Source organism: Desulfomonilaceae bacterium (assembly GCA_041662605.1).
Classification (GTDB): Bacteria; Desulfobacterota; Desulfomonilia; order Desulfomonilales; family Desulfomonilaceae; genus CAJBEZ01.
In genome coordinates this window covers 153712-180290 of record JBAZSD010000005.1, presented here as the reverse complement: position 1 = coordinate 180290, position 26579 = coordinate 153712, and the positions used below count along the sequence as shown (strand labels likewise).

The following is a 26579-nucleotide window of genomic DNA, read 5'->3' as shown; positions in this document are numbered from 1 at the left end:
ATGGTTTTCAGACTGGTTCAGGGCCATGTTTCGCATGACGAATAATCAGAAAAAAGGCAATTATCCCCAATAGCGAATACAAGATTATGAATGCGGCAAGTGAAACGGCTACCTGCGAACCCGCTATTGGGGAACCCGCGTCCATGGTTCTTAACACACGATAGACGATCCATGGTTGCCGACCCACTTCAGTTACTATCCATCCGAGTAGAGCGGCTATGTATGGTAGTGGAATAGAATAGAGCATTATCCTAAGGTACATCGGACTCGATTCCAGTTTGTTCCTCTTAAACCAACCAATCACGGTTAATAGAACAAACAGGAAGCCAAGGGCGACCATTATCCTGAACGCGAAAAAAACCAGTGTCACCGGGGGGCGATCTTCTACAGGCCACGCTTTGAGTCCCAGGACCTCAGCGTTCCAATCCCCTTTTGTAATATAACTCATAAACTTGGGAATTTTGAACCACTCTACCAGGTTCCTCTCATTTTTTTCATCAGGAATTACAAACATTGAGAAATCAACGCCTTTTTTCGTCTCCCAGTGCGACTCTACGGCAGCGGTTTTTTCCGGCTGAAGTATGGTCATTTCCTTGCCGGTGATGTCACCCATGAAAACTTCCCCGATTGAGAATATCAATGAAAAAGCAAGGGCCATTCTGAAGGACTTGGTGAACAGGCTAATCTCATTTTTCCTGAGAAGATGATAAGCGCTGACTCCCATGACGAAAAATCCAGCGACAATGTAGCCTGAAAAAATCGTGTGTAGAAAATTCATTATCGCATAATTTTGCGTGACCACGGAGAGAAAATCCGTTAGTTCCGCCCGGCCACCACGTATCTCATAGCCCACAGGATGCTGCATCCAGGCGTTAGCCGCTATAATCCAGTAGGCGGAGACGCTGGACGCTATGGCTACCAGCCATATGCACAACGCGTGAGCTTTAGGTTTAAGTCGATTCCAACCGAAAAACCACACCGCAATAAAGGTCGATTCCAGGAAAAAAGCCACAGTTGCTTCAATAGCCAGGATTGATCCAAAAATATCCCCAACGTACTTTGAATATCCCGCCCAGTTCGTTCCAAACTGGAACTCCAATGTTATGCCCGTCACTACCCCCACTACAAAGTTTATCAGGAATATATGCCCCCAAAATTTGGTCATTTTTTTGTATTCGGGGTTTCCTGTCTGAACATAACGTGTCTCCATTATGGCGACCAGAATGGCTAATCCCAAGGTCAAAGGAACAAAAATGAAGTGGAACAAAGTAGCTACTGCAAATTGCAAACGGGACAATAAAATTGGGTCCATGGGGAACTCCTTTTATTAACCTGGGAGAAGGGCGCCTCTTCAAGGTCCTAAACGACAAGGATCTTGTTTATCAAAATATCCATATCAACTCGTTGAATGAACAACTTTCTCAATTAGCTCGGAAACCTTAAATGTCGAGAATTCGTTGTTGAAGAAGGTTCTAAACTCCGCATGATCCTGTAACAGTTTTTCTAATAGCGGTTTCCGATCTTCGGTCCCTAACAAACAGAGACTCATACCACTAAAGGCTCGGATTGAAGGGTCCTCTGACTCAAGATACTTGTTAAGATACGTAACAGCGGATCGCAGCAAATCCGGTCTAACCGCTGCGAGTCTGGCTACGCCCCATAACAAACCCCTTTGCAAGGGTTCATATTCGAGAAAGTTACCTTCTTCATTGAGATATGAAATCAATATTGTATGATATTCGTCCGCGATTCCGGGGCTCCTGGCCATGATTTCACTCATTGATTCCGGGGCTCCCCAGCCTATTCCTCCGGATTCATCATTCAAGCTCCACATTAGGCGGCGCATTATAACCCGCGCCGCCTCAATGTCCTGATCTGAGAGACGTGACACAACCAGCCCTATCCCTGTCACAGCCCTCCATTTTGTCAGTTCATCATGATCCAGCAACAAGGACAATAATGTGTTTATTACAAGCCGACCTGGAAACTGCTCCAACTGTTCAAGCGAGGTTTCAAAATCTTGGCTCCTGAGCAATTCGAGTACCTTTTTTTTCAAATTTCGGCTTGATAATTTTTCCAAAATTGGAGCCTTGTTTGTAAAGTTTTTTCATTAACGGTTTATGCCGGCACAGACTCCTTGATGGCGCCCCCAATCTCCCGACCAAGATCGACACATTTTTTCAGACCCTCATGGTCAGGAACAAATTGCAGACTGATTCCAGGACCAAACACTTTCATTTTCATTTCTTCCAAAGACTTACCGATTTGTTTGACAGCTTCTCCACTCCATCCATATGAGCCAAAGGACGCCGCGAATTTGTTCATCGGCTTAAGGCCCTTCATGTAACAAAGCATATCAGCCATTCTTGGAAGCATCCCATTGTTCAGCGTGGAGGACCCCACAATTACGGCCTTTGAATCCATAAGTTCAGTAATTATTTCACTTCTGTGTTCACAGGCCAGATTCATGATTCTTACGCTTATTCCCGATTCAATCAAACCATCAGCGATCGCTTTGGCCATCATCTCAGTGCTATGCCACATGGTGTCGTAAACCAACAGGGCTTTCCTGCGGGATTCCTGTTTACTCCACTTGGAGTAGGCTTCGACTATCTGGAGTGGGTTTTGGCGCCATATTAGCCCGTGGTCCGGGGCTATCATGTCGATCTTGAGATTCATTTTCTGAACATCAGCCAATAATTTTTGAACCAGCCCTGCATAAGGAAGCAAGATATTGGCGAAATACTTGAGAGCATGTTTCATTAACTCGGGAGAATCGACCTCATCATTGAATCTCTCCGTTGTCGCCCAGTGTTGTCCAAAAGCGTCACTCGATATTAACAGGGCGTCTTCCTTGATGTATGAAAACATGCTATCCGGCCAATGCAGCATTCGAGTCTCAAGAAAAGAGATAGTTCTCTTCCCTATTGAAACCTCCTGACCGGATGAAACAACCTCGTAGGGCCAGTCCTCCCTGTGATAGTGATCCAGGAGAGCTTTCTTGCCTCTAGCGGAACAGAAAATTTTTTCAGGTTTTATAATTTCGACCATCTCGGGAATTGAACCTGAATGATCAGGTTCAACATGGTTTATTACAAGATAGTCTATCTTGCTCGGCTCGATAACTTTGTAGATATTATGAAGCAAATCGTTTTTGAATGGCTTTTTTACTGTGTCAAAAAGTGTAATTTTATCGTCCGGGATGAGGTACGAGTTATAGGTCGTGCCTTTGTACGTGGAATACCCATGAAAATCTTTGATATCCCAGTCAACAGCGCCGACCCAATGCACCCCATTTTTAATTTCAACAACTGCTCGCAATTTTTCCTCCAATTTTGGCTATTCAGGTGAAAATGAGTCCTTGTCCGCCCCACAAACCGGGCATACCCAGTCAGCCGGCACATCGGCAAAAGCCGTGCCTGGATTCACTCCATTATCGGGGTCCCCCGACGCTGGATCATAAACATAACCACATACCTGACATACATATTTTTCCATGTTTTCGTCTCCTTCTCTATGAATTTTGACCTAAATCCAGGTCATTAAGTTTTGAATCGTCTGTTTCCGGCTGTCCTCGTCATCATGAAATAGAGGACCGTTATTTGCCTGTGATCTTCTTGCCGATTTCCCGACCGTAATCCTGCGCCATTTGCATCCCGCCCTGTATGATCGCGGATTTCAGTCTCAAAGGCCCCCCGATCATGTCCATCTTCAGAATGTTCTGCATCGTATCGTAAATTCTATCTGGAGCTTCTCCGCTCCAACCAAATGCGCCAAATGAACCTCCGATCTTGCCGCCAAGATCCAATTTCGCCGCAAGAAAAAGCAGCGTCTTCATGGCCTGCATCATCTCACCATGATAAGTGGCTGATCCCAACACGTAAGCGTCATATCCCTCAAGATCTTCCTGCTTGATTACCTGGGTCGCGGAAACCACTTTGGCGTCAGCCCCGGTGAATCTTATTCCTTCGGCTATGAGGTCCGCTATGTTCTGCGTCTGGCCTGACCTGGTAGCATAAATCAGTAGCGCTTTTCCCATTCCTAAACTCCTCTCAATTGAAGACATTCTATTTTGGATCTTTGATTAGTCCTGAAATTAGCCCCAACACACCGTTGCTCACTTTGCGACGTGGAAACTTTCTCCCAGGACAGCCCTTTTCCCAAGCTCAAAAGCGTCGGCCAGGACATCCGGTCGGTCCTTAATCGCCGCCTTGCCTTCAACTGACTTTACAAACAGGCCACCGTTATAGCTCTTATCCAGCGCGTCGAAGAAATACTTGGCCACCATTTCCGACCCTTCAAAAAGATTGGTCCCTTTGGTAGCGCCCACAGCGATCAGATAACCATGTCCCGAATCATACCTTTTCCTCAGTTCAGGGGCCTTCTCCAGCATTCTTCTGCTCCACAAAGCCTGGCACCTGTCAATAACGGCCTTGGCGCTGGAAGTAATTCCGTAAAAGAACATTGGGCTGGCCAGCATGATTATTTCTGACTCAATCAGCTTGGGATAGACTAAATCCATGTCATCTTTGACTACACAAACCCCTGTTTTGTCACAGCCTCCGCATTCACGACAGCCGCTTAATTTTAATTTGAATGTCCGTATCGTTTCTGTTTCAGCGCCAAGCGATTCAGCCCCCTTCAGGGCTTCGGTCAATAACAAATCGCTGTTACCACCTTTGCGCGGACTGCCAAATATTCCTAACACCTTCATATTACGCTCTATTCCAGGAACGCCTTTGTCCCGAGGTTCTACGGCTCTAAAACGTGCACAAAGCACATCTGATCACTGTTAAAAGCAATTAAAGCCACACGCGTCATGTATCTCTCCGAAAAAACCGTTTATATTTTTGAAAAAGGTTCTGGCCGAGGAACATGTTAATCTACTTGAGTCGAGGATCCTGCCCCGCCATTCCGCATTCCGGGATGTAACAACTGACGTTCACGAATTCGCATTTCTCCTTGCACGTTGGACAAGTCTCGGCCGGAACTACTCCAGGTTCGGCCTCATACGTGTAGCCGCATTTTGAACATTTCCACGTAATTTTTTCCATCTTGTACAAACCTCCTTTTTCACAATATGTTTATCTTTTCTTCACATCTGCTAGAAAACTCAATCTGTCCAGCATGTCCTGAATTGTTTTGGACATGAACCACCATCCACGATCAAAAACTCCGTAATCGGCTCCAAGCATAGCTGAAGACACCCGCGTGGAATTTGCGTAAAAGAGCCATTGTTCCGTCCATTGTTTTTCAATCGCTTCATCAAAAGGATTTGTTTTGTCCGCCAGTTTTTGATCCCAGGCCTTAATCAATATTTTTGTAGCGGTAAGAGTCATAGCGTTGGTCGTCTGAATAGTGTTTTCGAAACGAGCCCAATGGCCCGCCACCCAATCTGGGGTGTGACAGGACAAACAGACTTTTTGTAATGTCTCTTTTCTCTCTTTCATTTGGTCAGGCCCAATCAGGTAATCAGAAGCAGGAACGCCCTGATAAGTCGTCGGCAAGGGCAATCCATCGGCATTTCGAATTATCGATGTGTCCGGAGACTTCGGATGAGCATGAGCGTATATCAATCCAAAAGTTCTCCAGGGAAGTCGGTCGTTCATTTGATGGGTACGGTTAACCACGACCGTCCCTTCAGGATCCACTATTAGACTCATGTGACAGGTTGAGCACGTCGGAGCGGTAAAGTCTTTTCCAACTGTCCAGGGAACAGCCTTAAAATTCCATTCATTGTGAAGTGATGAAAAAATGGCTCCGTGTTTGCTCACCGAATAAATCTTGTACCCCGGAACATCTGGACCTTTGTGACATTGGGAACATGTGTAGGGTTTTCTCGCCATTTGGATGGCAAATTGATGACGTGTATGACAGGCTGAACATGAACCTCGACTACCATCAGGGTTTAATCTCCCTACTCCATCATTTGGCCAGCCCGATAGCTGGACAAATTCCATGTCACCATAATCTGTGGATCTGGTTTTCCTGCTAATGACTTTCAACTCTGTCCCATGGCACGAATAGCAGGTTTCCGAATTGGTTTTTTCATCAGGATTCTGGATTACTGTCCCCTTCTTAACCAGTTCCTGGGTCCCGTTTATTGTGTTCAGGAGCGTTTGAAACAGGGGGTTTTTCGAGAGATTGGTATGAGCGAACGCCATTATATTTTTCTGGAATTGAGATTCTTCGACCGGATGACATGTGGCGCAGTCTTTGGGAGTAACTGTAAGGTGAACTTTTTGATCATTGTGATCAAACGAGTCCGTGTGGGCCTCCGAATTAATCAAATGACATTCGGCGCAAGCGACGGCGACATTCTTGAGTTGATCCGGAACAGATTTGACTGAAACCCGTCTTTCCAGTTCAGGTTTTTCGAGGGCCTTGTTAAGAGTAATTTTCGCGTGAGCGCTTCTACGCCAGTCAGCGACAATTGTAGGTGTCACGGAACTATGACACGCTATACAATCCTGGGATGAATCACTGATGACCTGGTCCTCACAAAAGCCTTCAGAAGTCAAAAGAAAGACCGCCAGTAAAACGCACTGCAGAATAATAACCAACGAAAATTCAGCTTGTAATTTGGCCATGATTCCATACCATCCAATCTTAGTGTTCACTAGAATCGGAAACTCTGCGATAAGCTTTTAAGCCATCCTTAAACGCTAATTCGGATCATCCAGGCCGGTTCTGAAAGCCCGCCTTATTTTTGCTGAATTGAACCTATTTGTTAGTATCGAGACTGTTTAACTTTTCAAGTTGTTGAGCTAGTTCTTCCAGCCTAGGCATTTTATTTATGTCGTGAACGTCAATGTAACGAATGACGCCTTTTTTATCGATCAAAAACAACGCTCTTTCTGAAACCCCATTGGACCTAAGGATTCCGTATTTCTTCGCTACATCCCCGTGAGGCCAAAAGTCTGACAGCACAGGAAACCACAGAGTCCCCATTTCTTGTGTCCAAGCGTGTAAAGTCGGAATATTATCTACTGAAATACCCAGCAAGATAGTGTCATTCTTGTCAAAAATATCCTTGGCAATGTTATAACCAGGCCATTGCTGTGAGCACACCGGGGTCCAGGCCGCCGGAATAAAAGATAGAACCACATTTTTTTTACCCCGATACTGGCTCAGTGAAACCGTACCGCCAGAGATAGCGGGCAGCGTAAAATCCGGAGCCTGGTCTCCCACCTTAAGGGTAGGTGAGTTCTCCGTAGGTTTTAGCTGACCTGGATCAAAAATTCCCGATTCAGCAGGAAGCGACTTGCTCCAACTTATTGAGAAAGCGCCCACAGTTACCAAAGTGATCAAAAACACCGTGAGAAAAAGACTCTTTGTTCTGATCATGGTCATTAACCTCTAATGTGAACCCAATGTATTTTCTAATTTTCTGATGAACTCGCCCGCATCTTTAATCTCTCCGACCCAAGTAAAAACTATTCCCAACTGGCCTTTCCCCGAAAGTTTGGCGACTATGAACGTCGGCGTGCGAATGTCATTGGACAGAGCTTTCTGAATTACGAAATTGTCATCTGCGATGAGCGGAAAACCCACTTGAAATTTCTTTTTAAAAACACTTACTTCGTAGGGAGTATTGCCCACTCCTATTCCTATAACCTTGAAATTATCCCGGACACCCTGAGTATTATGAATCAAATCGTAAACTTGATTCACTGTTCCAGCGCTACGCTGGCAAACAGGGCAATACATACTAAAAAGTTCGATTATCAGATAGTTAGATCGTACCTGACCTAGATGGAAAGTTTTTCCATCTGGTAATCCAAGATATTTTTTGTCAACCAAATTTTCCGGCGCATCAAATTTGATGTTTTTCAACGTGTCAGCATTGATTGTCAGTTCCTGTGACGATTCAGCAGGAACAGGCGCAAACAACATCAATATGACCGCCAGAGCGAAATAAAGGTTTCTCTTTTGCATGTTCGCCTCGAAACAAGAGTCAAATAACCGACAACGTGAATTATATCCCCATAGGAATAAACATTTTTTTGCCTGCGCCACAGATCGGGCATTTCCAATCATCAGGGAGATCTTCAAAGGAAACTCCTTTAGCGATTTTTCCTTTGCGATCACCTTTTTCGGGGTTGAACATATATCCGCAGTTTGAAGTTTGGCATTGATAGATTTTCATTTTTGATTCCATATTGTCCTCCTCATAATCTGCGCCGGTTTATGGGGTGGTCCCTGAATCCAAAAAGATTCTATACAAACCGGCGCAATACCTTATTATGCAATATTAAACAGGATAAACTAGATGTCTCTATTTTTCAGAGCAATAGAGGAAGCTCGATAGTACCAAATAATCTTAGGCTTTCCAAAGTCCGTGAAGATTGCAGTACTCACGAGCTGTGAAATCACCTGAAACCGGGAAAAACGCCTCTGGAGACTGACCTGGCTTAAGAAACTGCCTGTAAGCTTTGCCATCAGCTATAATTTCTATCCATTCGATAAAGTGTTTTTCTTCCATCGGGTGGGGAACACTTCCTACCTTTACCTTGAAGCCACCATTTACAGATTCCTTGACCGGAACATGTTTTTCCTTCGCAGCGTCTACCGTGTTTGCGACAAACTCTTTCATTGGCTCACCGCAACATACCAGTTCTCCAGCCCCAGTATGAATCATTTCCACAATGTTTCCACAGACTGCGCATTTGTAAATCTGAAGCAATTCCGTCATTTTTCTAAAACCTCCTGATTAGTTTAGCGGCCATAATTGATTGGTTTTTGATTGAAGACCCAGAGCCGGGAAAATCGAATATGAAGTTCGATTTTCTACGGGCAAGATCTACCAATTCTCCGCAAGGAGTTCAAAGTATGCCTTTGGATGCGCACAGGCAGGACAAGCCTCAGGGGCTCCCGTTCCTTCATGTAGATATCCGCAGTTCAGACAACGCCACACAACGGGCTTATCCTTCTTGAAAACCTTGCCTGTTTCAACGTTTCTCAACAGATCCAGGTAACGTTTTTCATGCTGTTTTTCAGCCACTGAAACAGCTTCCCATATACGTGCGGTAGCTTCTAAGCCTTCGGCCCTGGCCACTTTGGCAAAGCCGGGGTACAATTCGCTCCACTCAAAATGCTCGCCTTCTGCGGCGGCTTTCAGGTTTTCAGCCGTTGCGGCCACAACTCCTGACGGAAAAGCCGCATTGACCAGAACTTCACCTCCTTCCAACTGCTTGAAGAAACGTTTCGCGTGTTCCTTTTCCTGATTTGCTGTTTCCTCAAAAATTTGAGCAATTTGAATCAGGCCTTCGTTACGAGCCTTTGACGAGAAATACGTGTACCGGTTTCGAGCCTGAGACTCACCTGCAAATGACGCCAAGAGATTTTTTTCCGTGTCTGATCCCTTCAATGAAACCATCTAACCTCTCCTTTCATGACGATTTGGTTCTATTTTTATTATTCTTGGGACGCTCTTGTCCCCCATTTTCAGGCCACGACATTCAGGGCACAAGCCGGCGAATTCAAGCCGATGCCACATCACTTCGTAATTGCTTACTAAAGTCGCAGACTGGTTGATCGACCTCAGGGCCGGGAGATCCAGATCTTCTAATCGACCACATCTGACACATCTAATGTGATAGTGATTCTTGGCTATCCCATCGAATCGTTTTTGAGTGCCGGCCACTTCAAGTTTCTGGATCAGCCCTGAGTTAGATAAAAGTTCCAGGTTTCTGTATACAGTTCCCAAGCTGATTCTCGGCAAACGTTTCCGTACTATTTCATAAATTTCGTTCGCTGTAGGATGAGTAGTCACCTTCGACAGTTCTTCGAGAATAATTCTTCTTTGCGAAGTTTCGCGTAAATTACCGGCCATCTCGAACCACCGTTGACTCATAATAGTAACTATTACTAGTTAATAATTCGAGCCTTGTGATTGTCAAGAGCAGTCTTTCCAGAAAATTTTATGAATTTTTGTCCGGGCCGCCCTTAAATGTTCAGGCAACAACTACCTTTCGCCTGAAAGTTCGATGTATTCTCTCTAAACAGTGTCAAACAAAGACACGAATTTGAAATTGGATGAGTCAAATAAGCCCTGATCAGTAATTTTCAATTCAGGAATCGGGGTCAACGCCATGAATGATAAGGTTGCAAATGGCGCTTCCAAAGAGCATCCCATTTCTTTAGCGACCTTATGTAGATCACCTAATCTTTCTCTAACTTCTTCAATCGGCAAATCGGTCATCAAACCGGCTATTTCCAAAGGTAGAGACGCTCTAATGACCCCTTCCTCGGCGATAGCAAGCCCACCTCCCATGTCGGCTACTTTTTTCGCAGCTACCAGCATATCTGAGTCGTCTACTCCCACCACAACAATGTTATGAGAGTCATGGGCCACGGAAGAAGCCATCGCGCCACTTTTGAGTCCAAATCCTGATATTATGCCAATCCCATGTGCGCCTGTGCCGTGATGCCGTTCAATAACAGATACCTTCAACAGGTCTTCGGATACGTCCGACTGCACCATTCCATCAACAATTCTGGCTGCTTTAACCGCTCTTTTCGTCACAATTTGTCCTGGGATTACCTGTATGACATTTACGGTTTCCGCTTCCGCTTTCAAATTGAAATTTGGCGTCCTATTCCATGCGACATTAAAACTCGGTGGAAGTTTCAGGGCTTTTGTTTCAGATGGTCGAGGCTCTAATCCCCCTTCTTTGGAAACCTCCTTACCTGAACAGTAAACATTCCTTACCTTAAAATTCTCCAGATCTTCCAAAACAACCATATCAGCCTTGTAACCCGGTAGAATAGCTCCAAGGTCATTCAGGCCGAAATACGTGGCAGGATTTATTGTTACCATCTGAATTGCGGTTATAGGATCAAGCCCTTTACTCGTAGCCCTTTTGAGCAGGTAATTCAGATGGCCTTTGAGCAGAATGTCGTCAGGATGCAAATCGTCCGACACCAGCATGAAGTTTCGTGAATTGTGTCTGTTTACCAATGGGAGTAAACTGTCAAGATTCTTGGCCGCTGAGCCTTCACGAATCATGATCCGCATTCCCAGATCCAATTTCTCGGAAGCCTCTTCAAGACTGGAACACTCGTGATCAGATCCAATACCTGCTATTTTGTAGGCTGTTAGATTTTTCCCTGACAGCCCAGGGGCGTGGCCATCCTTGACTTTGTCTTTGAACACATCAATTTTGCTCAAAACATCCGGGTCCATAGAAACCACTCCCGGGAAATTCATCATTTCAGCAAGTCCAAGGACGCGAGGGGAATCTTTGAAGGGTATCATGTCGCGTGGCCCCAATGTAGCGCCTGAAGTTTCAAAGCAGGTGGCCGGGACACAGGAAGGAAACATTACAAAAACTCTCAGCGCTAAATCAGCGCTCGAATCCAGAATATATTGTATTCCTTTTATTCCGTGCACGTTGGCTATCTCATGGGGATCCGTTATTACCGCTGTCGTTCCCAAAGGAACAATATTACTAGCCAGTTCTGGTATTGCGAGCATACTTGATTCAAGATGAATGTGTCCGTCGATAAAACCTGGGGCGAGATACGCGCCGTTGAGATCAATTTTGATTTTGGCGTCGTATTCACCGAAGCCAATAATTAATCCTTCATGAACCGCGACAGAAGCGGTTTGAATAGCCCCTGAAAAAACATTGACAATCTTCGCGTTTGTGAGCAGTAAATCCAACGGCTCATTTCCGAGCGCCACGCTGATCTTCTCTTTCAAGTTCATTGAGTTACTCCACAGTTTAAAATATGCGCTGTATCATTAAAGAATGCTTAGTTTACTCGGGCTTTAAACAAGGGCTCCAACTAAAGCTTTTCGGCAGGAACAGTCATCAAATTTTATCTCAGGCGCCACCGTCAACAATATTTTTTTGACGTTATCCACGTTATTTTTCATGGTACGGGCAATCATCTCCCATGACACAGGCTCGTCAGAATGTCTCCAGCAGTCGTAATCCGTGCTCATTGCAATGGTTGCGTAACAAATCCCCGCTTCTCTAGCGAGAGTAACTTCAGGAACAGTAGACATGTTGATTATGTCCGCTCCAAGAAGTCGAAACATTTTACTTTCAGCCCTTGTTGAAAACCTGGGACCTTCAATTGTTACAACTACTCCTGAATTGTGCATTTTGATCGTTAATCCGGCAGCGGACTGAATCAAGCTCTGCCTTAAACGGTCGCAGAAGGGGTCCGCCATGGCCAGATGCGCCACTTGGTCCCCCTCATGGAAGGTGGATTTTCTGTTTTTTGTCCAATCAATGAATTGATCAGGGAATACAAGATGACCGGGTTCAATCTCTTCCCTCAAAGAACCGCAAGCGGTGGTGGCTATAATGTGTGTGACGCCCAACTCTTTCATGGCCCAGATGTTGGCTCGATAATTTACTTGAGCCGGGGCAATTCGATGGCCTCTGCCGTGACGATTAAGTAGAGCGACTTCGGTTGAACCCAATTTGCCCAAGACCGGGTCGGAAGAAAGATGGCCAAATGGTGTCCCTATTTTGACCGCTTTTGGAGAAACCAGAAAATCCGGCTCATCAAAGCCTGATCCACCTATAATCCCTATTTTAATCAACTTGTTCTCCTTAACTTTAGTAATATTCAGCCTCTAATTTGAGATGTTGTCCATATTGGCGTCTTTGATTTCGCTTTATAAAAAGATTGCGTGGTTACAGCACTTATAGATTGACATTCCAATATGTTATGCAATAGATTTTGAATTGTAAATGAATTTTAAATCTTTTCATTTATCCGGAGGAACTAGTAAACTGTACCCTTGCAAGTTCACAAAAACATCGTTAGCGCTTGTTTTTCTGTTGTTTTTTTGTGGTTGGTCCGCAATTCTCAATGCCGAAAATGAACCGACCGGCGCATGTTCTTTTCTCGGTGTAAAGAAAACAGACAGAGTCGGAAAAACAAAAGCAGAACCCGACGGCACTCCGGACGCAGTATTTTCATTGTCCTTCTCTACTCCCATTGCTGATAAAAAAATTGAAGAAATAGAACTCACAGCTTCAAATCCCTCGAAAATTTGGACATCTCATGTAGGCGGATCTAATGCTAACTTCCTTGGGGTGGCTCTGGCGAAAAATCCCTCTGATATTTTAAATCGTCAAGAAGGAGAATTGAAAACCAGAGCTTTAACAGATCAAAATTTGCTTCTGTTGGTATCGGACGACGGTCTTTTTTCGAAAGGCGAACGCAAATATCACGTTAGAGTAACATTTACAGATGGCTCCGTATTCACTAAACCAATAACTGAAGAATCCGCTGTAGGCGCTTCCGCTGAAACATCCAAACAGGGGGTTTATCCCGTTAGGATGTCCGCGTATCTCAAGGGAATTTCAAATTATGACGCGGTGGGGACCGACAAAAAGATCGAGGGTGATAACAAACCCGACGCCCTTTTTGTTATTTCTCTGGAAACAAAGAATCGAGAAATTACGGCCATCGAGATCAGAAACATCGATGGAGAAAAGGCGGTTTGGGATACTGTTCCAAATAGTCAGAACTCTCCAATTGGTGTCGCTTTAAAAACCGATCCCACTCGCTTGATCAACAATACGGATGGATCCGTGAAACTAGCGGTCAAAGATAAAATAGATTTAAACCTTTATGTGGCTGACAATGGCGCCATAGAGAAAGATAAGACAGATTTTCGCATCAATGTCGCGTTTTCTGATGGCCAGATTTACTGGACCAAGGTTGAAAAGACTCCTGAGCCTGTTAAAGAGACTTCGGACACCAAGAGTTCCGACGCCCAAAAAACTCAGGTGAATTTTTTGGGTGAATGGTTAGGTTTTTTTCCTACCGACGCTGTGGGTCCTTATCCCGAAATGAAACCCGACGGCAAGCCTGACGCTGTTTTTGGTTTGGATATAGACGTAAATCCCAAGAACACCATTACTGGCATTGAGATTAATAGTACATCAGGAGTAATCAGAAAATGGGGAACCTACGGCACTACCCCCGGAGCATGGGGAATCGGCGTTGCGTATCAGAGGGCTCCCACTGCTCTGCTTAACAAGCCTGACGGTTCTATATCGATCCCCATTGAAGGTAGAACCCAATTTTATTTGTATGCAAGCGATCCCGGAGATCTTGCTGAAACGAATCAGCAGCTAAGGATCATTATTCGCCTGGCCGATGGTTCTTATTATCAACAAATGGTGAAAAAGGCCCTGGCTACGACATCCACCGTAGCTCCCGAGGCTGAGCCCGGTCCTAAAGCCAAAGGGATTATTAGCTGCGAGTTCAGAGGGTTCATAGCCGATCTCGTTAATACCTCAACACGGCCCGGAAAAGATGGTTACCTGGATGGCGCATTTATCATGAAGCTTCAGGTTGAAAACAAAAAACTTCTCCGAATAGACATGTTGGGCCCGGATGGTTCAGTAAGGTGGTCGAGTGATCCCAAGGCTCCGGGAATGTTTTTGGGGGTGGCGCTTTATCCAAAGATATATCAGTTAATTAACGTCAAAGGCGGCCCTATGAATACGCCTGTCTCGGGTCGTAGGACTATTTACTTGTATGCGGCTGATAATGGACTTCTTTCCGATCCCCATTCCCGACTAACCGTTTCAGTTGTTTTCAGTGACAAGACATCTTTATCCACTGAAGTTATAAAATGATGTTGTTTAATCTCTCAAGAGCCGTTCGCTCGCATCTAATACGAACTTGACATGCAATGGCGCGTTCGTTATTTTCAATGGCGTGCTTTCTTAAATCTCAGCCTTCACAAATTGATCATAAATGAGGCATAGACCACTGGGAAGCAGCTCATAGCTATGTGTTTCTGGGAGGTCGTAGTGATTGTAGCCAAACCAAAGCCTTTTGAGGAAGTAGTCGATATGTTGGGTGATTTTTCCCGGGTTTTGGTCGCGGGCTGTGGAACCTGTGTAGCCGTGTGTCTTGCCGGAGGAGAGAAAGAAGCGGGAATTCTGGCTAGTCAACTTCAACTGGTTTTTCGTGATAGAGACTTCAAGTCTTTTGCAGCCACCGTTGAACGTCAATGTGACAGAGAATTCCTCACTTTGTTAAGGGATCAGGTCGCTCAAGCCGACGCGGTGGTGTCGCTTGCGTGCGGGGCCGGGATCCAGTTCATAGCGGAAATGTATCCTGATAAACCCGTTTTCCCCGGAGTCGACACCAGCTTCATAGGCGTTAATGAAGGGGCCGGTATATGGGGCGAGCGATGCAAGGCTTGCAACCAATGCTATCTGGGCTTGACCGGTGGAATTTGTCCCGTCACGATGTGCGCCAAAAGCCTACTGAACGGGCCTTGTGGTGGTCCTTCGAATGGAAAATGTGAAACGAGCCCTGACCGTGATTGTGCGTGGGTGAAAATTGTTGAACGCCTAAAAAGCCAGTCCCGTCTCGATATCCTTGCAAAGATTACCCCACCCAGGGATTTCAGACTGAGCGAACATCCCGCAAAGCTGGTTAGAGAAGATTATCAAAGAAGATTTTGAGTTCCAGATGCTGGAAACGCGAAAGGAAACCCATGAAGTTTGAAGAAGTGGTTCGCAATCGTAAGAGTGTGAGGGCTTTTCGCCCGGCTCCTGTGCCACGAGAAATAATACTAACAATAGCTGATTTAGCACGTTGGGCCCCATCGTGGGGAAACACCCAGCCATGGGAAATCGTCGTTGCAGACGGAGCAAAAACCAAGCAACTCTCTGACGAATTCGAAGAATTAGGTAAGAAGGGAACTCCTCCGAGGCCCGATATTACGATGCCTATCAACTTCTCCGGGATATACAAGGACCGCTACATGAATTTGGGTAGGGATCTTTTAACCTTTATGGGAATAGAACGCGACGACAAAGCAGGCAGATTAAACCATTACCTTAACATGTACAAGTTTTTCGGAGCCCCTTCAGTCATATATTTGGTCATAGACCAGAATCTTAATGAGCAGTATTCTTGTCTTGACATCGGATCAATCGGAACCACCATATGTTACGTGGCGATGGAGCATGGCTTGGGGTCCATATATCTGGCAGCTTCAATGCACTTCCCTGATGTTGTTAGACGGGTTCTGGACATTCCAGAAAGTAAGAAAATCGTCATTGGTATCGCCATGGGATATCCGATCCAGGATGCGCCGGCGGCGATATTCAGAAGTGATCGAGCGCCATTGGAGGAAGTTATACGTTTCGCTTGATAATTAATTGACTAGTCTGGTCTATAAGAATTAGAAGTGTTTCTTGACTGACTTGTCTTGGGGTATTAGTATTGGCTGAAATCAATTCGGACGAGAAGAAGACCATGGGGGGATAAACGGTCGCCAACCTGAAGCGCGATCGGGAAATCCAGGAGTTCACAAAACGCCATGAAACGGCGTGATTTTATAAAATCAATAGGGGCTGCAGCCGCGATTTCGGTTCTTTCTCACGGGACCTCTAACGCGTTTTCTCACAAGAACGGAACAAATTCCCCACCTTATTACGAAATTCAGGATAGTGTTCCGCATACTCCATTCTGCATAATTTTCAATTCGACCGGTAACCTGGTCGTTACAGATCCTTCCCTTTACAGAATTTTTCTCCTTGATTACGATTTAAAGGTCATCAACTCATTCGGGAAACCGGGATCAGCGCCCGGCGCTTTTAATTTCCCCAAGGGTGTCGCCGTTGACTCCAAAAACTTCGTTTATGTTGTTGATTCAAATAATTGCAGAATACAGATTTTTGATCCGGAGGGTAAATTATACAAAGTGGTAGGCTCCATTGGATCAATAGCTGGAATGTTCGCCACTCCACAGGGAATATGTCTGGATTCCAAAGACAGAATGTTTGTCGCAGATACAAGGAATCACAGAATTCAGGTGTTCGAGTCCTTTGAACTAGTTTCCGTAATAGGAGATTTGGGGGATGGAGACTCCCAGTTCCGTCTTCCCACAGCCTCTCAAGTCACCCCTAGTGGCGAAATTATGGTTCTCGACAGTAAACATGGACTCGTGAAAGTTTTTGACAAGGACGGAAACTTCGAGAGAAGTTTTGCCGGAGAAGGAAATGAGACAGGGCGTCTCAACTCTCCTCAGGGTATGATTCTAGATCATGACGGCTCGCTTTTGGTAGCTGACACAGGTAACCATAGACTTCAGAAATTTGATTCCATTGGTAAGCCGATGGATTTCCCGACTGTGGACTCCAATGGCGATCTTCTCTTTAAGACGCCTACTTCTTTAGCCGTTAGAAATGAAAACCTTTATGTAGCGGATTCAGGCAAAGGAGCCGTGATCAAACTTGGCCTCAAGAATCTTTAAAGCAGTGTTTTCTGAACTCTGTGGCGCAGCGTAAATGGATTGGGAAAGCGTAACATTAATTTTTTTAGTCGCTGTTTTTCTTATGGCGGAAATCTACAGGACCAGGAGGTCCGTCAGGGGCATGGTCATTTCTATTGACGATTGCGGGCCTCAGAATTTCCTGGGAGAAATAAGGACAGCCATAGTCAGGTTGAGTTCGGGCAGGGAAATTGAGGCTAAGCTTACATCCTGTTCCGCATGTATCGGTAAGATTGGAATTGGTTCCGAAGTGAAGGTTTTCAAAGCATCAGATGGGTATATGATTGACCCGATTTGGTTTAGATCCAAAGGCAAATGCGCATTTCAAAAATAGATCTTATGAACCTCGACAAATGATTGTTGCGACGGAGATTTTTTGGAGTTTTTAGGATACATAACTCTCGGTATTTTTCTTAGTCTAATGTTGCTGACGCTTTTTGGCTACATCAGAACTCCCGTCCAAACAGTGCTGGTTATGTCGACGGTTCTGTGTTTGATCATAGGTGGTATTTTTCGCTTTTACAGCTACGGTTGGGACTCTGTTGTCCTACTTCCAAATGAGTTTTTGGGAGGGATTATCCTTCATCCTATAACTGCCCTGTTGACAGGGTTGTTCCTGGCCGGCGGACTCAAGGCCTCTGGTGGCTTTGAAGCGTTAAAAGCGATTTTAGGATACCTCAGACGAAGTCCAATAGGTCTGGTAGGTACTCTCGTCATTTTGATAAACCTACCGGTAATATCATCTTTACCGTGCGGCAGGATTCTTGCCGCAGCTCTGTTGCCTCTACTTTTCACTTTTGGATTTGAGGGCGGTCTGGGGATTTTGACCAAATCCCAACTTATCGTTCTGATAGGGGCGTTTACGAGAAACGCCATGGGTTCATGCGGACCATCCCCTATTGGGGGCGTAGGTCAAATAGCTGAAGGATTTCTAGGCAGTTTTTTTCCCACTGCCTCAGATGGAATACTTAGGGCTCCTCAGGCTTTCGCCTTGATGCTCGGTACCGCTGTTGTGGCTCTATTTCTAAAACTTGTCAGTCAGAAAATGTTTCCTAATGACGTGGCTTTGAGAGAAGCTCCTCCTGGTCTGGTCGCTCAAGGCGGCGCATTGGGCTCACAGGTCAAAGCCCCTGTCAAAGGTTTTATAGCCTTGGGGATATTCGTGATCTCACTGCTAATCGCTATTTTTCAGCCTTTGGGAAAAATGCCCGTTCAATCTGTCTTGGTATCCGGCGCACTTCTCATGATTCTGATTTGTCGGATTCATCTCAATGATTTGCTCGAAGGTATAATTCTTTTGCCGGTAACCGCCATGGCCGCCGGTTTTCTAGCAGCAGGAGCGCTAGCCGCAACGGGTGGATTCAAAGCGTTGGCCACGATTTTGAACGCTCTGGTGGGAATAAAGATTCTTGGTGTAGCCGGTATGCTGGCTATCTTTGTTCAGTTCCAAACCATACTTCCCCTTTCTTGCGCGCGCATCCTCACCGCTGCCCTTGCTCCAACGCTGTACTTGTTCGGACCTGCTCAGTTCAATTTTCTCACCTGGTCTCAACTCGCCATAGTGATGGCCGCCTATATAATCAACGCTACGACTTCCTGCGGCCCATCTCCCCTCGGAGGCGGAGGAATGATGGGAGAAGGAACAATGAGGGCTGAGACGGGTTTTATCAAAGGCGCTTATACCTTTGCTTCAATGGGCGTGATGGCTCCTATGGCCGCAATTTTTATGAAGTTCCTCAACTTGTCCCTGTTTCAACCTTCAGATCCTGGGTTTGCCAGAAATATCATTATGATAGGGGCATTTGCGATAGTTATAGCTGGAGTCAATGTGGTCTTTATATTCCTGGGATCCAGAATATTCAGTCTAAACGCGTCAAGAAATTTTTTCTTACAACTGATCGGTTTTTTGGTGAGCGGCGCGCTGGGAGGTGGAATTCTGGCTTTCGCCTTGTTCGAAACGGACGTTCCGAAGATTTTACAAGGAGCATTGGGTGGTGTAATCGCCGCAGCCCTTATTGGGCTGATGGCGCCTAAAACATTGTCTAAGAGACTTACCGCCACACTTACTGGATCAACGACGTGACGGAAAGCGGATTTGGACAAGCAATCCTGTTGGCTAAGGGATTCTCTGATTCGGTTCTATCAGGAAGTAGGTAAATTTAAGTGCTGATGTGGATCATATTTGCGTTTGTAGGGGTGGTGTCGGGACTAATTATAGCCTGGTCTCTCGACATGACATCACCCAAGGAACTCTTCCAGGGATCATTGGGAGGGCTCATTGCGGGTTTGCTAATGTCGGCCATGTTGCCGCATTAATAAGAAGCGATTTAAGAACAGGATTTCTCGATGTCGGATGACGATAAATCCCCTAAAATAGGCGAGACAAGGTCTGATACCAATCAACCTGTGATATTGCCGGGTATCCATAGGTACCAATTTTTCAGTAACCTAAAAGATAGGGGTTGGACTCTTAATCTTGATAGAGTGGCTCTATTCGGGGTCGTTTCCGCATTGTTAGCTACCACGATTAAACCGATAATTCGAAAAAATCCTGCCACGATTTACTGTTATGAATGTCGGGCGTGCTACGCCACCCAGGACAGATGCCCGGTAGGCATATTTTTTCAGGCCGAGTTGGTTGTGGCCGGACGAGTCGCCGACTATGATCGTTTTATACGTAACGGAGGCCTGAAATGTATAAGGTGCGGTAATTGTCAAAGTTACTGTGTTCAATATTTGCCGCTTCCAAAAATGTTCGAAATCATGCAGCAGCAAACCAGGCAGGCCATTGTGTCTGGGATCGTTCCAAAAGAGTCTTTGACGCATGGCCTTCAGCAGGGTCTAATCGGGAAAGAATTTGTTGATGACGTTGTCAGAGCTATTTCATGACCCGTTAAATTTCTTGCGGACAGCGCTAAACACCAGAGGTTTACGCCTGGTTGTGTATGCGTTCATCGTTGCATGGCTGTTTCCGTCCAGTCGTTTCATTCTAGTGGTTTCTGTAATCGCAGCTTTAGGCTTCCTTTGGCGCAGGGATTACCAATTCAATCGCAGCCCTAAATTTTTGTATCTTCTCGGTGTGGTTGCTTTCCTGTTGATCGGTTATCTTGTCACGTATGTCAACGTGAAACATGTGGATAAGCTTCGCTTCTCGGCTAGTCCATGGGGCGACGGGATTTACAAGGTCAAGAATGGCTCTTACGTTGGAGAAGGACAAGGCTATCGAGGACCGATCAAGGTTGAGATTCAAGTTAAGGATCATCGAATCGACGGAGTAAAAACCCTTGATTATCCGGATCTGTTTTCTGTGCTGGAAAATCAGGTCGGCCCCTTCCAAAAAGAATTACTGGATCGAGGGCGTCTGTTTATCCCTTCCCAACCACAAATGCTCAGGGGAGCGACTGAAACGCTTACAGGTTATGTGAACGCTGTGCAGAACGCCCTTTCTAAAGGAATACCGGATTTCCCCGAATACAATTGGTTTTCAAGAATTTTTTTGGATTGTTTTATCAGTCAGGCTCCAAATCGAGTCACACTGAACGCGCTTGCCATTTTGTTCGCTGTTTTCATGGTCTTCGAATACGCCTTTCAGTCGATGCTGACTCCAGGAACAGGGAGGTCAATCAATTGTTACAATTGCGCATCCTGTGTAGGTGTATGTCCTGTAAAAGAAGTGGAAGGCGTTCAAATACCCATGGGATTGGTTCTATTGACTCGATTGGGAGACTACGAAAGAGTTTTGGAGTTGTCGAAGTATTGTGTGGGCTGCGGCCGATGCGCAGCTAAATGCCCCATTGGAAACTCAGGTCCATTGGTTATTTCTGCGGCGTATCAAGCGGCACGACAAAAGAGACGCGGCAAATCAACTGATAGTAAGAGAGAAACCGAGTGAGTCGTGGCGGCTACGGATATTTGCTGTTTGGTTTGTTGACTGTGGCGGTTGTTCTAGCTTCCGGAGAAGCTTCTATCAGAAGTTTTTCGTGCAAAGCCTGCCACCAACCGCAGGCCGAGTACGCTCATTGGATGACCGTGCAACTAGGAGAAAAGAACAAGGGCTTTTCCCATGAATTGATCGCCTGCGCAGACTGCCATATAGAAGGAAGCCCTCAGAATACCTTTTTATCGAGAGCGCGGTCTCTGCTTCATGTGATAACATATTTTGTTCCACAGATTGATCCAAGGTCGGATCAAACGAGTGGGATCTTTTTCCGTACTAGAGCCCCGAGTTCAAATTGCCAATATTGCCACTATGCGGCCATATACAGAAAAGCTGTTTACCTGAAGGATCTTCCGAAAGGACTGAAGGAAATTGGTCTTGTTATGGATCACAGGAAACACATTGTAGCCCGTGACGACACCTGCGCCAAGTGTCATGAACGTTACAACGGAAAAGACAAAAATAGGGCGGAAAAAGAAGTGAATTACGCCGAGGTGAATCATCTTGCATGTGATTCTTGTCACGCGTACGCTTCGCATGATTATCAGAGCGGACGCCTTCTTCCTATGAGTGATACCCAGTTTGTCGATGCCAGAGGGGAGGCATGGAATTCCCTATCCAAGAACCCGAGATGGATGGTGGCTTTCCCTTCGGAGAAGAGTTGCAGACGCTGCCACAACGGAGAAATTCACTACAAGACCAAGATATTCCGTGCTGATTGTCGCGAAGGAAACAACTACGACAATTGTCTTAAATGCCACCCAATCATGACAAAGGAATATTTCGATCACTATTTGAAAGAGCGTGATTCCGACAAAACTTCACCGAGAGTCTTGAAGGAACCACCTTCCTCCTTATCCGTGTCGACAAATATCATGGGTTCGCCTCAGAACTCAGGAAGCGTGGGCCAAAAGTACGGCCTACCTACTAATAAACCTGAATTAAACTTTCCCAATTCCACAATGAATTGGAGCGGCGGAAATGCCAACAGTAAGAGATAACTCCAAAGACAACATAAATCGTGACGTCGCTAACACCATCCTTAATACAAAGGAACCCCCTGTAGCGCGTTTCAGGTTGCTTTCCCAAGGAATGGAGCCGTATCACAGGCTTTTCATTCCCGATCCAGACTCCGATGTGACAGGAGACAAAGCATGCTTGGCATGCGGTAATTGCATTGATTCCTGCCCTGTGTTACGGAAGGATCCCAAGCGTTTTGATAAAACTGCCCAGAGGACTTCATTCGCGCTGGAATCATGTGTGGGAGAAGATTGTGAGCAATGCTACTCATGCGTTCTTGCGTGCCCTCAAGTCGACACCGCATACAAAGATTACATTGTGGATGAGGTAGTTCCCGAAACAATACAGCCTGCGCCGAAAATCACGGCGCTGGATAATTATTTCATGGGTTTAATCGCCCTTATAATAGGAATTGTTATCGGGGTTTTCTTGGCGAGATGATGTTTTTTTAGATTAGCCCAGTTATTGAGAAAGGATTTGCAAGATGTCTGCGGTCGCCCAAAAGTCGACGGAACAGATTGAGGCTTCAATTGATGTTTCTGTTCGTGAAGATTTGATCCCCATTTTCATCATGGGGAAAAAATATGATGTGCCCAGCACCTTGACCATTCAAAAGGCTTTTGAATATGCCGGATATCAATTAATCAGGGGTTGCGGTTGTCGGGGTGGCATCTGCGGGGCATGCGCCACGGTTTACCGATTGCCTGGGACAGCCAAAATTAGCGTTGGTCTGGCATGTCAAACAGTCGTCCAGCCAAGCATGTATTTGACTATGATTCCATTTTTCCCGGCCAACCGTGCCGTTTACAATCTGGATGACCTCAAACCTGACGCCCAAACCATTCTCAAATATTATCCGGAGCTGGCAAAGTGCATGGGGTGTAATACCTGCACCAAATCCTGTCCAATGGAAATTCCAGTGATGGAATATATCTCGGCCGCATTGAGAGGAGATATTGAAAAAGCTGCTGACATATCAATGTCTTGTGTTATGTGTGGGATTTGCGCAGCCCGCTGTCCAGCCGAGCTGGGACAGTATAACATAGGCATCATGTGTAGACGAATTGCGGGCAAACATATCAAACCACGGGCGGAGCACGTACGAGAAATGATAGACCGGATCAACTCGGGACGCTATGCAGAGCCATTGAACAAATTGATAAATTTCGATCTCGAAACGCTGAGAAAATTATATGTTGACCGGCAAATGGAGCCGCATAACGCTCCGGAAGAATGGACTCCTGACGACAAGAGCTTTTTATGAGGATTTTTGGACTAACTGATAACTCTGAATAGGAATATTTTAGACATTCTCAGCCCTTTCTGGGTGGAGGCGACAATGGGATATACAAACGACTTGCTGGATTTGATCAAGAGAGTTGAAAAAACAAGACCGGAACGGGTAGCGCGAAAAAAGGCCGGTGAGGAGTTCCCTGCCCTGACACTGGAACAGAGAAAAATCAGACTTGAGAAATATCATCCCGACTATAGATATGGAGCGCTACGAGAACTGAAAATCGGACCGAGTAAAGGCTACTCAGTCGCTCAGGAAATAGCTGATCAGTTTGAAGCAAAGAGTCGGATTGATCCTGACAAGATTGATTTGAATGAGGTCCATTACGAAACTGATGTCCTAATAATTGGTGGAGGGGGCGCCGGCACAGCCGCGGCGTTGTTAGCTGAAGAAGCTGGAGCCCGGGTTATCATCGCAACCAAACTGCGACATGGTGACGCAAACACCATGATGGCGGAAGGGGGCATTCAGGCGGCCACAAAGAGTTGGAAGGACTCTCCGTACTATCACTACCTTGACGTTATGGGTGGTGGACATTTTGAGAATGATCCGTTGCTTGTCAGAACAATGGTGAGTGAGGCTCCCAAAGCGATAGGGTGGCTCGAAGGATTGGGCTGCATGTTTAACAAGTGGCCTGATGGGAGAATGTTCACGCTTCATGGCGCCGGAACATGTAGAAAGCGGATGCACTACGCAGGCGACATGACCGGAGCGGAAATCATGAGAACCCTGAGGGATGAAGCGCGAAACAGGGCCAAATCAATTGGGGTTATAGAGTTCTCTCCGGCGATCGAGCTGTTGATGGATGACAAAGGTTTTTGCGCAGGGGCTGTTCTGTACAATCTTGAAACAGAGGAGTATTTTCTAGTCAAAGCCAAAGCTGTCGTCATGGCCACTGGTGGTTCAGGGCGCCTTCATATGCAAAAATTCATGACCACGAATCATTATGGAGCCACAGGGGATGGGCTTACCATCGGCTATAGAATGGGAGTACGAGTCAGATTCCTCCATGCGACACAATACCACCCCACCGGAGCCGTATTCCCTGAACAGGCTGAAGGTTTGTTGATCACGGAGAAAGTGCGAGGCGCAGGCGCAAACCTTGTTAATGTTGATGGCGCCCAGTTTGTATTCGAACGTGAACCCCGGGATATTGAATCTTCAAGTATCATTCGTGAATGCGAGAAGGTCGGGAAAGGGGTTCCTGTTCCGGGACAAAAGGACAAATTTGGGGTTTGGCTTGATTCTCCCATGATTGAGCTGCTTGAAGGCGCAGGAACCGTGGAGAGAGAATTCCCAGCCAAGTTTATACTGTTCAAACGCTACGGAATCGATATCTCCAAATTGCCGATGCTGATCTACCCCACCCTGCATTACCAGAATGGCGGACTCGAATACAACTCGGATGGTTCTACTTCAGTGCCTGGATTTTTTGTAGCGGGGGAAGTTGGTGGTGGAGTTCATGGGGCTAACCGTCTGATGGGAAATTCACTTCTGGACATAACTGTATTCGGAAGGTTGGCTGGTGAATCCGCCGGGAAGTTCGCTCTCGAAAGAAAAGACATCGGGGCTCTCAGTGTGGAACACGTTCGTAAGTATCACAAGGAGCTAGAAGCCTCCGGAATAATCACAGACCGAGTTTCGCCTATGGTTTTGCCTGACTACACCACTCCGGAAGTGAAAAAACGTCAGTGGACAACAACGTACGTAGGTTCTCTGAGATAAAATTTTCATGCCGATTGATTCACCAAAAACATCGGGTCATCTTAACGCCTTTTTGGGCTATCTGACCAAATTAAGGGATCCAGCCCCGTATTGGAGACGACAAGCGGTGTTTTGCGGGATTGTTTTGGTTTTGTTGATAGCATCGGGAGTAATGTTCGGCATACTTACCTTGTCGAGTGTTTTCGGCGGAGGGAATATTTCATACCCTGCGTATGGAGCGCCGGGTCCGGTAGTTTTCAGGCACTATTCACATATGTGGTTCAAAAACGGCAAGTACAAAGACTGCAAGACGTGTCATGAAGGTCTGTTCGCAGCTCAACAATACGGAACTTTTGTTTTGAGGGCCCTGAAAGACTCTCCTCCCCTGAAGACGCATATAGGGAAAAACGCCTCAACTCTCTTTGTGCCGGGGACGATTCAGGAAGATGAAAAGGCAAGAGTGGATTATGAAGTCCCTCGCGCGTGCGCAACATGCGCAACTGGTTTGTGTCACGACGGCAAAGAATCTTTCAGCAGATTTGAATGCCTCGGTTGTCACAAACCGAAATAACTAATTGAGACCATTTAGTGATTGGTCAAATAAACATATGAGAGAAACTGAACAAAAAAATTCCACTCTGGTCCCCGATACTTCTTTAAATATTCAAAAGGTTGATTTGAAACCCAAACGTTGGGGCATGATAGTTGATCAAAGACGTTGTATCGGATGCCATAGTTGTACAGTGGCGTGTAAGAGTGAAAATAACGTTCCTCTTGGTTATTGGCGATCCTGGGTCAAAGGACTTCAAAAAGGAGACTTTCCTAAAGTTGGAAACATGTTTCTACGCCGACTTTGCAATCAATGCGACTCTCCGCCTTGTGTACAGGTCTGTCCTGTCCAGGCTACAGTGAGGAGACCGGAAGACGGCGTTGTTGTAATGTATTACGGTAAGTGTATCGGCTGTGGCATGTGTATAGCAGCGTGCCCTTATGACGCAAGATTCTTTAACCCTATAAGAAAGACTGCTGACAAATGCGATTTTTGCGCCTCTCGCATAGAAAACGGTCTTGAACCAGCCTGTGTGGAAGCTTGTGTGTCAAAGGCCCTGATTTTCGGGGACGTAGATGATCCAAAGTCCGAGATTTTTAATATCCTCGCTGCTGTCCCAACTTCGGTCATAAAACCCGAGTTAGGCACAAAGCCCAAGGTTTTCTACATACAGGCCGACCACTCCTTAAAGGGCAGGATTCAATTCTCTGAAGACTTTAAAGAAGCCATAATCGATTATCGCAAGAGTATACCAAGTCCGGACGCCACCTACTGGGAAACGCGGGATCAAAAATAAACC

General features: G+C 45.9%; 31 protein-coding genes. 15 read left to right on the top strand and 16 right to left on the bottom strand.

From position 1 onward, the window contains the following. Positions 1-7: 7 nt before the first annotated feature. From WC647_06280 to mtnP, 16 genes are all read right to left on the bottom strand, one after another. Positions 8-1312 (bottom strand): cytochrome ubiquinol oxidase subunit I, encoded by a 1305-nt coding sequence (locus tag WC647_06280; protein ID MFA6221904.1) that lies wholly within the window; start codon positions 1310-1312, stop codon positions 8-10. Positions 1313-1396: 84 nt separating this feature from the next. Next, positions 1397-2035 carry a DVU0298 family protein gene (locus WC647_06275; protein ID MFA6221903.1) on the bottom strand — a complete coding sequence of 213 codons (639 nt, stop codon included), beginning with the start codon at positions 2033-2035 and terminating at the stop codon, positions 1397-1399. Between the two features lie 83 nt (positions 2036-2118). Further along, positions 2119-3321, bottom strand: coding sequence for a flavodoxin domain-containing protein (locus WC647_06270; GenBank protein ID MFA6221902.1), 1203 nt, complete (start codon positions 3319-3321; stop codon positions 2119-2121). 18 nt (positions 3322-3339) lie between these two features. Next, entirely contained in the window at positions 3340-3498 is a 159-nt protein-coding gene (locus WC647_06265; protein ID MFA6221901.1) for a rubredoxin, read from the bottom strand. A 100-nt stretch (positions 3499-3598) separates the two neighbouring features. Further along, complete coding sequence (locus tag WC647_06260) at positions 3599-4039, bottom strand: flavodoxin domain-containing protein (protein MFA6221900.1); 441 nt, start codon at positions 4037-4039, stop codon at positions 3599-3601. A 78-nt stretch (positions 4040-4117) separates the two neighbouring features. Beyond that, positions 4118-4780, bottom strand: coding sequence for a flavodoxin family protein (locus tag WC647_06255; protein MFA6221899.1), 663 nt, complete (start codon positions 4778-4780; stop codon positions 4118-4120). Between the two features lie 103 nt (positions 4781-4883). Beyond that, on the bottom strand, positions 4884-5054 hold the full coding sequence (locus WC647_06250; GenBank protein MFA6221898.1) for a hypothetical protein: 171 nt from the start codon (positions 5052-5054) through the stop codon (positions 4884-4886). Positions 5055-5084: 30 nt separating this feature from the next. Further along, the gene (locus WC647_06245) at positions 5085-6590 is read right to left on the bottom strand and encodes a multiheme c-type cytochrome (protein ID MFA6221897.1); all 1506 of its coding nucleotides are present in this window, start codon (positions 6588-6590) and stop codon (positions 5085-5087) included. A gap of 133 nt (positions 6591-6723) precedes the next feature. Continuing rightward, positions 6724-7347 carry a peroxiredoxin gene (locus WC647_06240; GenBank protein ID MFA6221896.1) on the bottom strand — a complete coding sequence of 208 codons (624 nt, stop codon included), beginning with the start codon at positions 7345-7347 and terminating at the stop codon, positions 6724-6726. 12 nt (positions 7348-7359) lie between these two features. After that, positions 7360-7938 carry a TlpA disulfide reductase family protein gene (locus WC647_06235; protein MFA6221895.1) on the bottom strand — a complete coding sequence of 193 codons (579 nt, stop codon included), beginning with the start codon at positions 7936-7938 and terminating at the stop codon, positions 7360-7362. 40 nt (positions 7939-7978) lie between these two features. Further along, positions 7979-8161, bottom strand: a complete 183-nt coding sequence (locus WC647_06230) for a rubredoxin (GenBank protein ID MFA6221894.1) — start codon at positions 8159-8161, stop codon at positions 7979-7981. Between the two features lie 162 nt (positions 8162-8323). Next, entirely contained in the window at positions 8324-8695 is a 372-nt protein-coding gene (locus tag WC647_06225) for a desulfoferrodoxin (protein MFA6221893.1), read from the bottom strand. Between the two features lie 108 nt (positions 8696-8803). After that, entirely contained in the window at positions 8804-9379 is a 576-nt protein-coding gene (locus WC647_06220; protein MFA6221892.1) for a rubrerythrin family protein, read from the bottom strand. Further along, entirely contained in the window at positions 9380-9835 is a 456-nt protein-coding gene (locus tag WC647_06215; GenBank protein MFA6221891.1) for a transcriptional repressor, read from the bottom strand. A 165-nt stretch (positions 9836-10000) separates the two neighbouring features. Further along, positions 10001-11713 carry an adenine deaminase gene (ade, locus tag WC647_06210; GenBank protein ID MFA6221890.1) on the bottom strand — a complete coding sequence of 571 codons (1713 nt, stop codon included), beginning with the start codon at positions 11711-11713 and terminating at the stop codon, positions 10001-10003. 63 nt (positions 11714-11776) lie between these two features. Continuing rightward, a complete protein-coding gene (gene mtnP, locus WC647_06205; GenBank protein ID MFA6221889.1) occupies positions 11777-12562 on the bottom strand; it encodes an S-methyl-5'-thioadenosine phosphorylase in 786 nt (261 codons plus the stop codon). A gap of 151 nt (positions 12563-12713) precedes the next feature. Between mtnP and WC647_06200 the strand changes: the two genes are divergently transcribed. From WC647_06200 to WC647_06130, 15 genes are all read left to right on the top strand, one after another. Further along, entirely contained in the window at positions 12714-14618 is a 1905-nt protein-coding gene (locus WC647_06200) for a hypothetical protein (protein ID MFA6221888.1), read from the top strand. Positions 14619-14795: 177 nt separating this feature from the next. Then, positions 14796-15458, top strand: a complete 663-nt coding sequence (locus WC647_06195; protein MFA6221887.1) for a methylenetetrahydrofolate reductase C-terminal domain-containing protein — start codon at positions 14796-14798, stop codon at positions 15456-15458. Positions 15459-15490: 32 nt separating this feature from the next. Then, on the top strand, positions 15491-16153 hold the full coding sequence (locus WC647_06190; GenBank protein ID MFA6221886.1) for a nitroreductase: 663 nt from the start codon (positions 15491-15493) through the stop codon (positions 16151-16153). A gap of 168 nt (positions 16154-16321) precedes the next feature. Beyond that, complete coding sequence (locus WC647_06185; GenBank protein ID MFA6221885.1) at positions 16322-17257, top strand: NHL repeat-containing protein; 936 nt, start codon at positions 16322-16324, stop codon at positions 17255-17257. Positions 17258-17291: 34 nt separating this feature from the next. Beyond that, entirely contained in the window at positions 17292-17609 is a 318-nt protein-coding gene (locus WC647_06180) for a hypothetical protein (protein MFA6221884.1), read from the top strand. A gap of 42 nt (positions 17610-17651) precedes the next feature. Next, positions 17652-19358: a hypothetical protein gene (locus WC647_06175; GenBank protein MFA6221883.1), complete on the top strand. Its 1707-nt coding sequence runs from the start codon at positions 17652-17654 to the stop codon at positions 19356-19358. 80 nt (positions 19359-19438) lie between these two features. Continuing rightward, positions 19439-19591, top strand: coding sequence for a hypothetical protein (locus WC647_06170; protein MFA6221882.1), 153 nt, complete (start codon positions 19439-19441; stop codon positions 19589-19591). Between the two features lie 30 nt (positions 19592-19621). Further along, positions 19622-20164: a hypothetical protein gene (locus WC647_06165; protein MFA6221881.1), complete on the top strand. Its 543-nt coding sequence runs from the start codon at positions 19622-19624 to the stop codon at positions 20162-20164. Beyond that, positions 20139-21167, top strand: a complete 1029-nt coding sequence (locus WC647_06160; GenBank protein ID MFA6221880.1) for an FMN-binding protein — start codon at positions 20139-20141, stop codon at positions 21165-21167. Before WC647_06165 ends, WC647_06160 begins: the two co-directional genes overlap by 26 nt. Next, complete coding sequence (locus tag WC647_06155; GenBank protein ID MFA6221879.1) at positions 21164-22213, top strand: hypothetical protein; 1050 nt, start codon at positions 21164-21166, stop codon at positions 22211-22213. Before WC647_06160 ends, WC647_06155 begins: the two co-directional genes overlap by 4 nt. Then, positions 22194-22673 (top strand): 4Fe-4S dicluster domain-containing protein, encoded by a 480-nt coding sequence (locus WC647_06150; GenBank protein MFA6221878.1) that lies wholly within the window; start codon positions 22194-22196, stop codon positions 22671-22673. Before WC647_06155 ends, WC647_06150 begins: the two co-directional genes overlap by 20 nt. 43 nt (positions 22674-22716) lie before the next feature. After that, positions 22717-23496 carry a 4Fe-4S dicluster domain-containing protein gene (locus WC647_06145; protein ID MFA6221877.1) on the top strand — a complete coding sequence of 260 codons (780 nt, stop codon included), beginning with the start codon at positions 22717-22719 and terminating at the stop codon, positions 23494-23496. Between the two features lie 75 nt (positions 23497-23571). Continuing rightward, positions 23572-25251 carry an FAD-binding protein gene (locus WC647_06140; protein MFA6221876.1) on the top strand — a complete coding sequence of 560 codons (1680 nt, stop codon included), beginning with the start codon at positions 23572-23574 and terminating at the stop codon, positions 25249-25251. A gap of 7 nt (positions 25252-25258) precedes the next feature. Further along, positions 25259-25801, top strand: coding sequence for a hypothetical protein (locus tag WC647_06135; GenBank protein MFA6221875.1), 543 nt, complete (start codon positions 25259-25261; stop codon positions 25799-25801). 106 nt (positions 25802-25907) lie between these two features. Next, positions 25908-26576 (top strand): 4Fe-4S dicluster domain-containing protein, encoded by a 669-nt coding sequence (locus tag WC647_06130; protein MFA6221874.1) that lies wholly within the window; start codon positions 25908-25910, stop codon positions 26574-26576. The last annotated feature ends 3 nt before the right edge of the window (positions 26577-26579 follow it).

Excerpts from the sequence above, each read along its gene's own strand:
- WC647_06220 (MFA6221892.1), bottom strand. The coding sequence starts at position 9,379 with ATGGTTTCATTGAAGGGATCAGACACGGAAAAAAATCTCTTGGCGTCA.
- WC647_06140 (MFA6221876.1), top strand. The coding sequence starts at position 23,572 with ATGGGATATACAAACGACTTGCTGGATTTGATCAAGAGAGTTGAAAAA.
- WC647_06260 (MFA6221900.1), bottom strand. The coding sequence starts at position 4,039 with ATGGGAAAAGCGCTACTGATTTATGCTACCAGGTCAGGCCAGACGCAG.
- WC647_06280 (MFA6221904.1), bottom strand. The coding sequence starts at position 1,312 with ATGGACCCAATTTTATTGTCCCGTTTGCAATTTGCAGTAGCTACTTTG.
- WC647_06240 (MFA6221896.1), bottom strand. The coding sequence starts at position 7,347 with ATGATCAGAACAAAGAGTCTTTTTCTCACGGTGTTTTTGATCACTTTG.
- WC647_06230 (MFA6221894.1), bottom strand. The coding sequence starts at position 8,161 with ATGGAATCAAAAATGAAAATCTATCAATGCCAAACTTCAAACTGCGGA.
- WC647_06225 (MFA6221893.1), bottom strand. The coding sequence starts at position 8,695 with ATGACGGAATTGCTTCAGATTTACAAATGCGCAGTCTGTGGAAACATT.
- WC647_06245 (MFA6221897.1), bottom strand. The coding sequence starts at position 6,590 with ATGGCCAAATTACAAGCTGAATTTTCGTTGGTTATTATTCTGCAGTGC.
- WC647_06165 (MFA6221881.1), top strand. The coding sequence starts at position 19,622 with ATGTCGGATGACGATAAATCCCCTAAAATAGGCGAGACAAGGTCTGAT.
- WC647_06135 (MFA6221875.1), top strand. The coding sequence starts at position 25,259 with ATGCCGATTGATTCACCAAAAACATCGGGTCATCTTAACGCCTTTTTG.
- WC647_06145 (MFA6221877.1), top strand. The coding sequence starts at position 22,717 with ATGTCTGCGGTCGCCCAAAAGTCGACGGAACAGATTGAGGCTTCAATT.
- WC647_06250 (MFA6221898.1), bottom strand. The coding sequence starts at position 5,054 with ATGGAAAAAATTACGTGGAAATGTTCAAAATGCGGCTACACGTATGAG.
- WC647_06235 (MFA6221895.1), bottom strand. The coding sequence starts at position 7,938 with ATGCAAAAGAGAAACCTTTATTTCGCTCTGGCGGTCATATTGATGTTG.
- WC647_06150 (MFA6221878.1), top strand. The coding sequence starts at position 22,194 with ATGCCAACAGTAAGAGATAACTCCAAAGACAACATAAATCGTGACGTC.
- ade (MFA6221890.1), bottom strand. The coding sequence starts at position 11,713 with ATGAACTTGAAAGAGAAGATCAGCGTGGCGCTCGGAAATGAGCCGTTG.
- WC647_06200 (MFA6221888.1), top strand. The coding sequence starts at position 12,714 with ATGAATTTTAAATCTTTTCATTTATCCGGAGGAACTAGTAAACTGTAC.
- WC647_06265 (MFA6221901.1), bottom strand. The coding sequence starts at position 3,498 with ATGGAAAAATATGTATGTCAGGTATGTGGTTATGTTTATGATCCAGCG.
- WC647_06185 (MFA6221885.1), top strand. The coding sequence starts at position 16,322 with ATGAAACGGCGTGATTTTATAAAATCAATAGGGGCTGCAGCCGCGATT.
- WC647_06160 (MFA6221880.1), top strand. The coding sequence starts at position 20,139 with ATGACGTTGTCAGAGCTATTTCATGACCCGTTAAATTTCTTGCGGACA.
- WC647_06215 (MFA6221891.1), bottom strand. The coding sequence starts at position 9,835 with ATGGCCGGTAATTTACGCGAAACTTCGCAAAGAAGAATTATTCTCGAA.
- WC647_06190 (MFA6221886.1), top strand. The coding sequence starts at position 15,491 with ATGAAGTTTGAAGAAGTGGTTCGCAATCGTAAGAGTGTGAGGGCTTTT.
- WC647_06180 (MFA6221884.1), top strand. The coding sequence starts at position 17,292 with ATGGATTGGGAAAGCGTAACATTAATTTTTTTAGTCGCTGTTTTTCTT.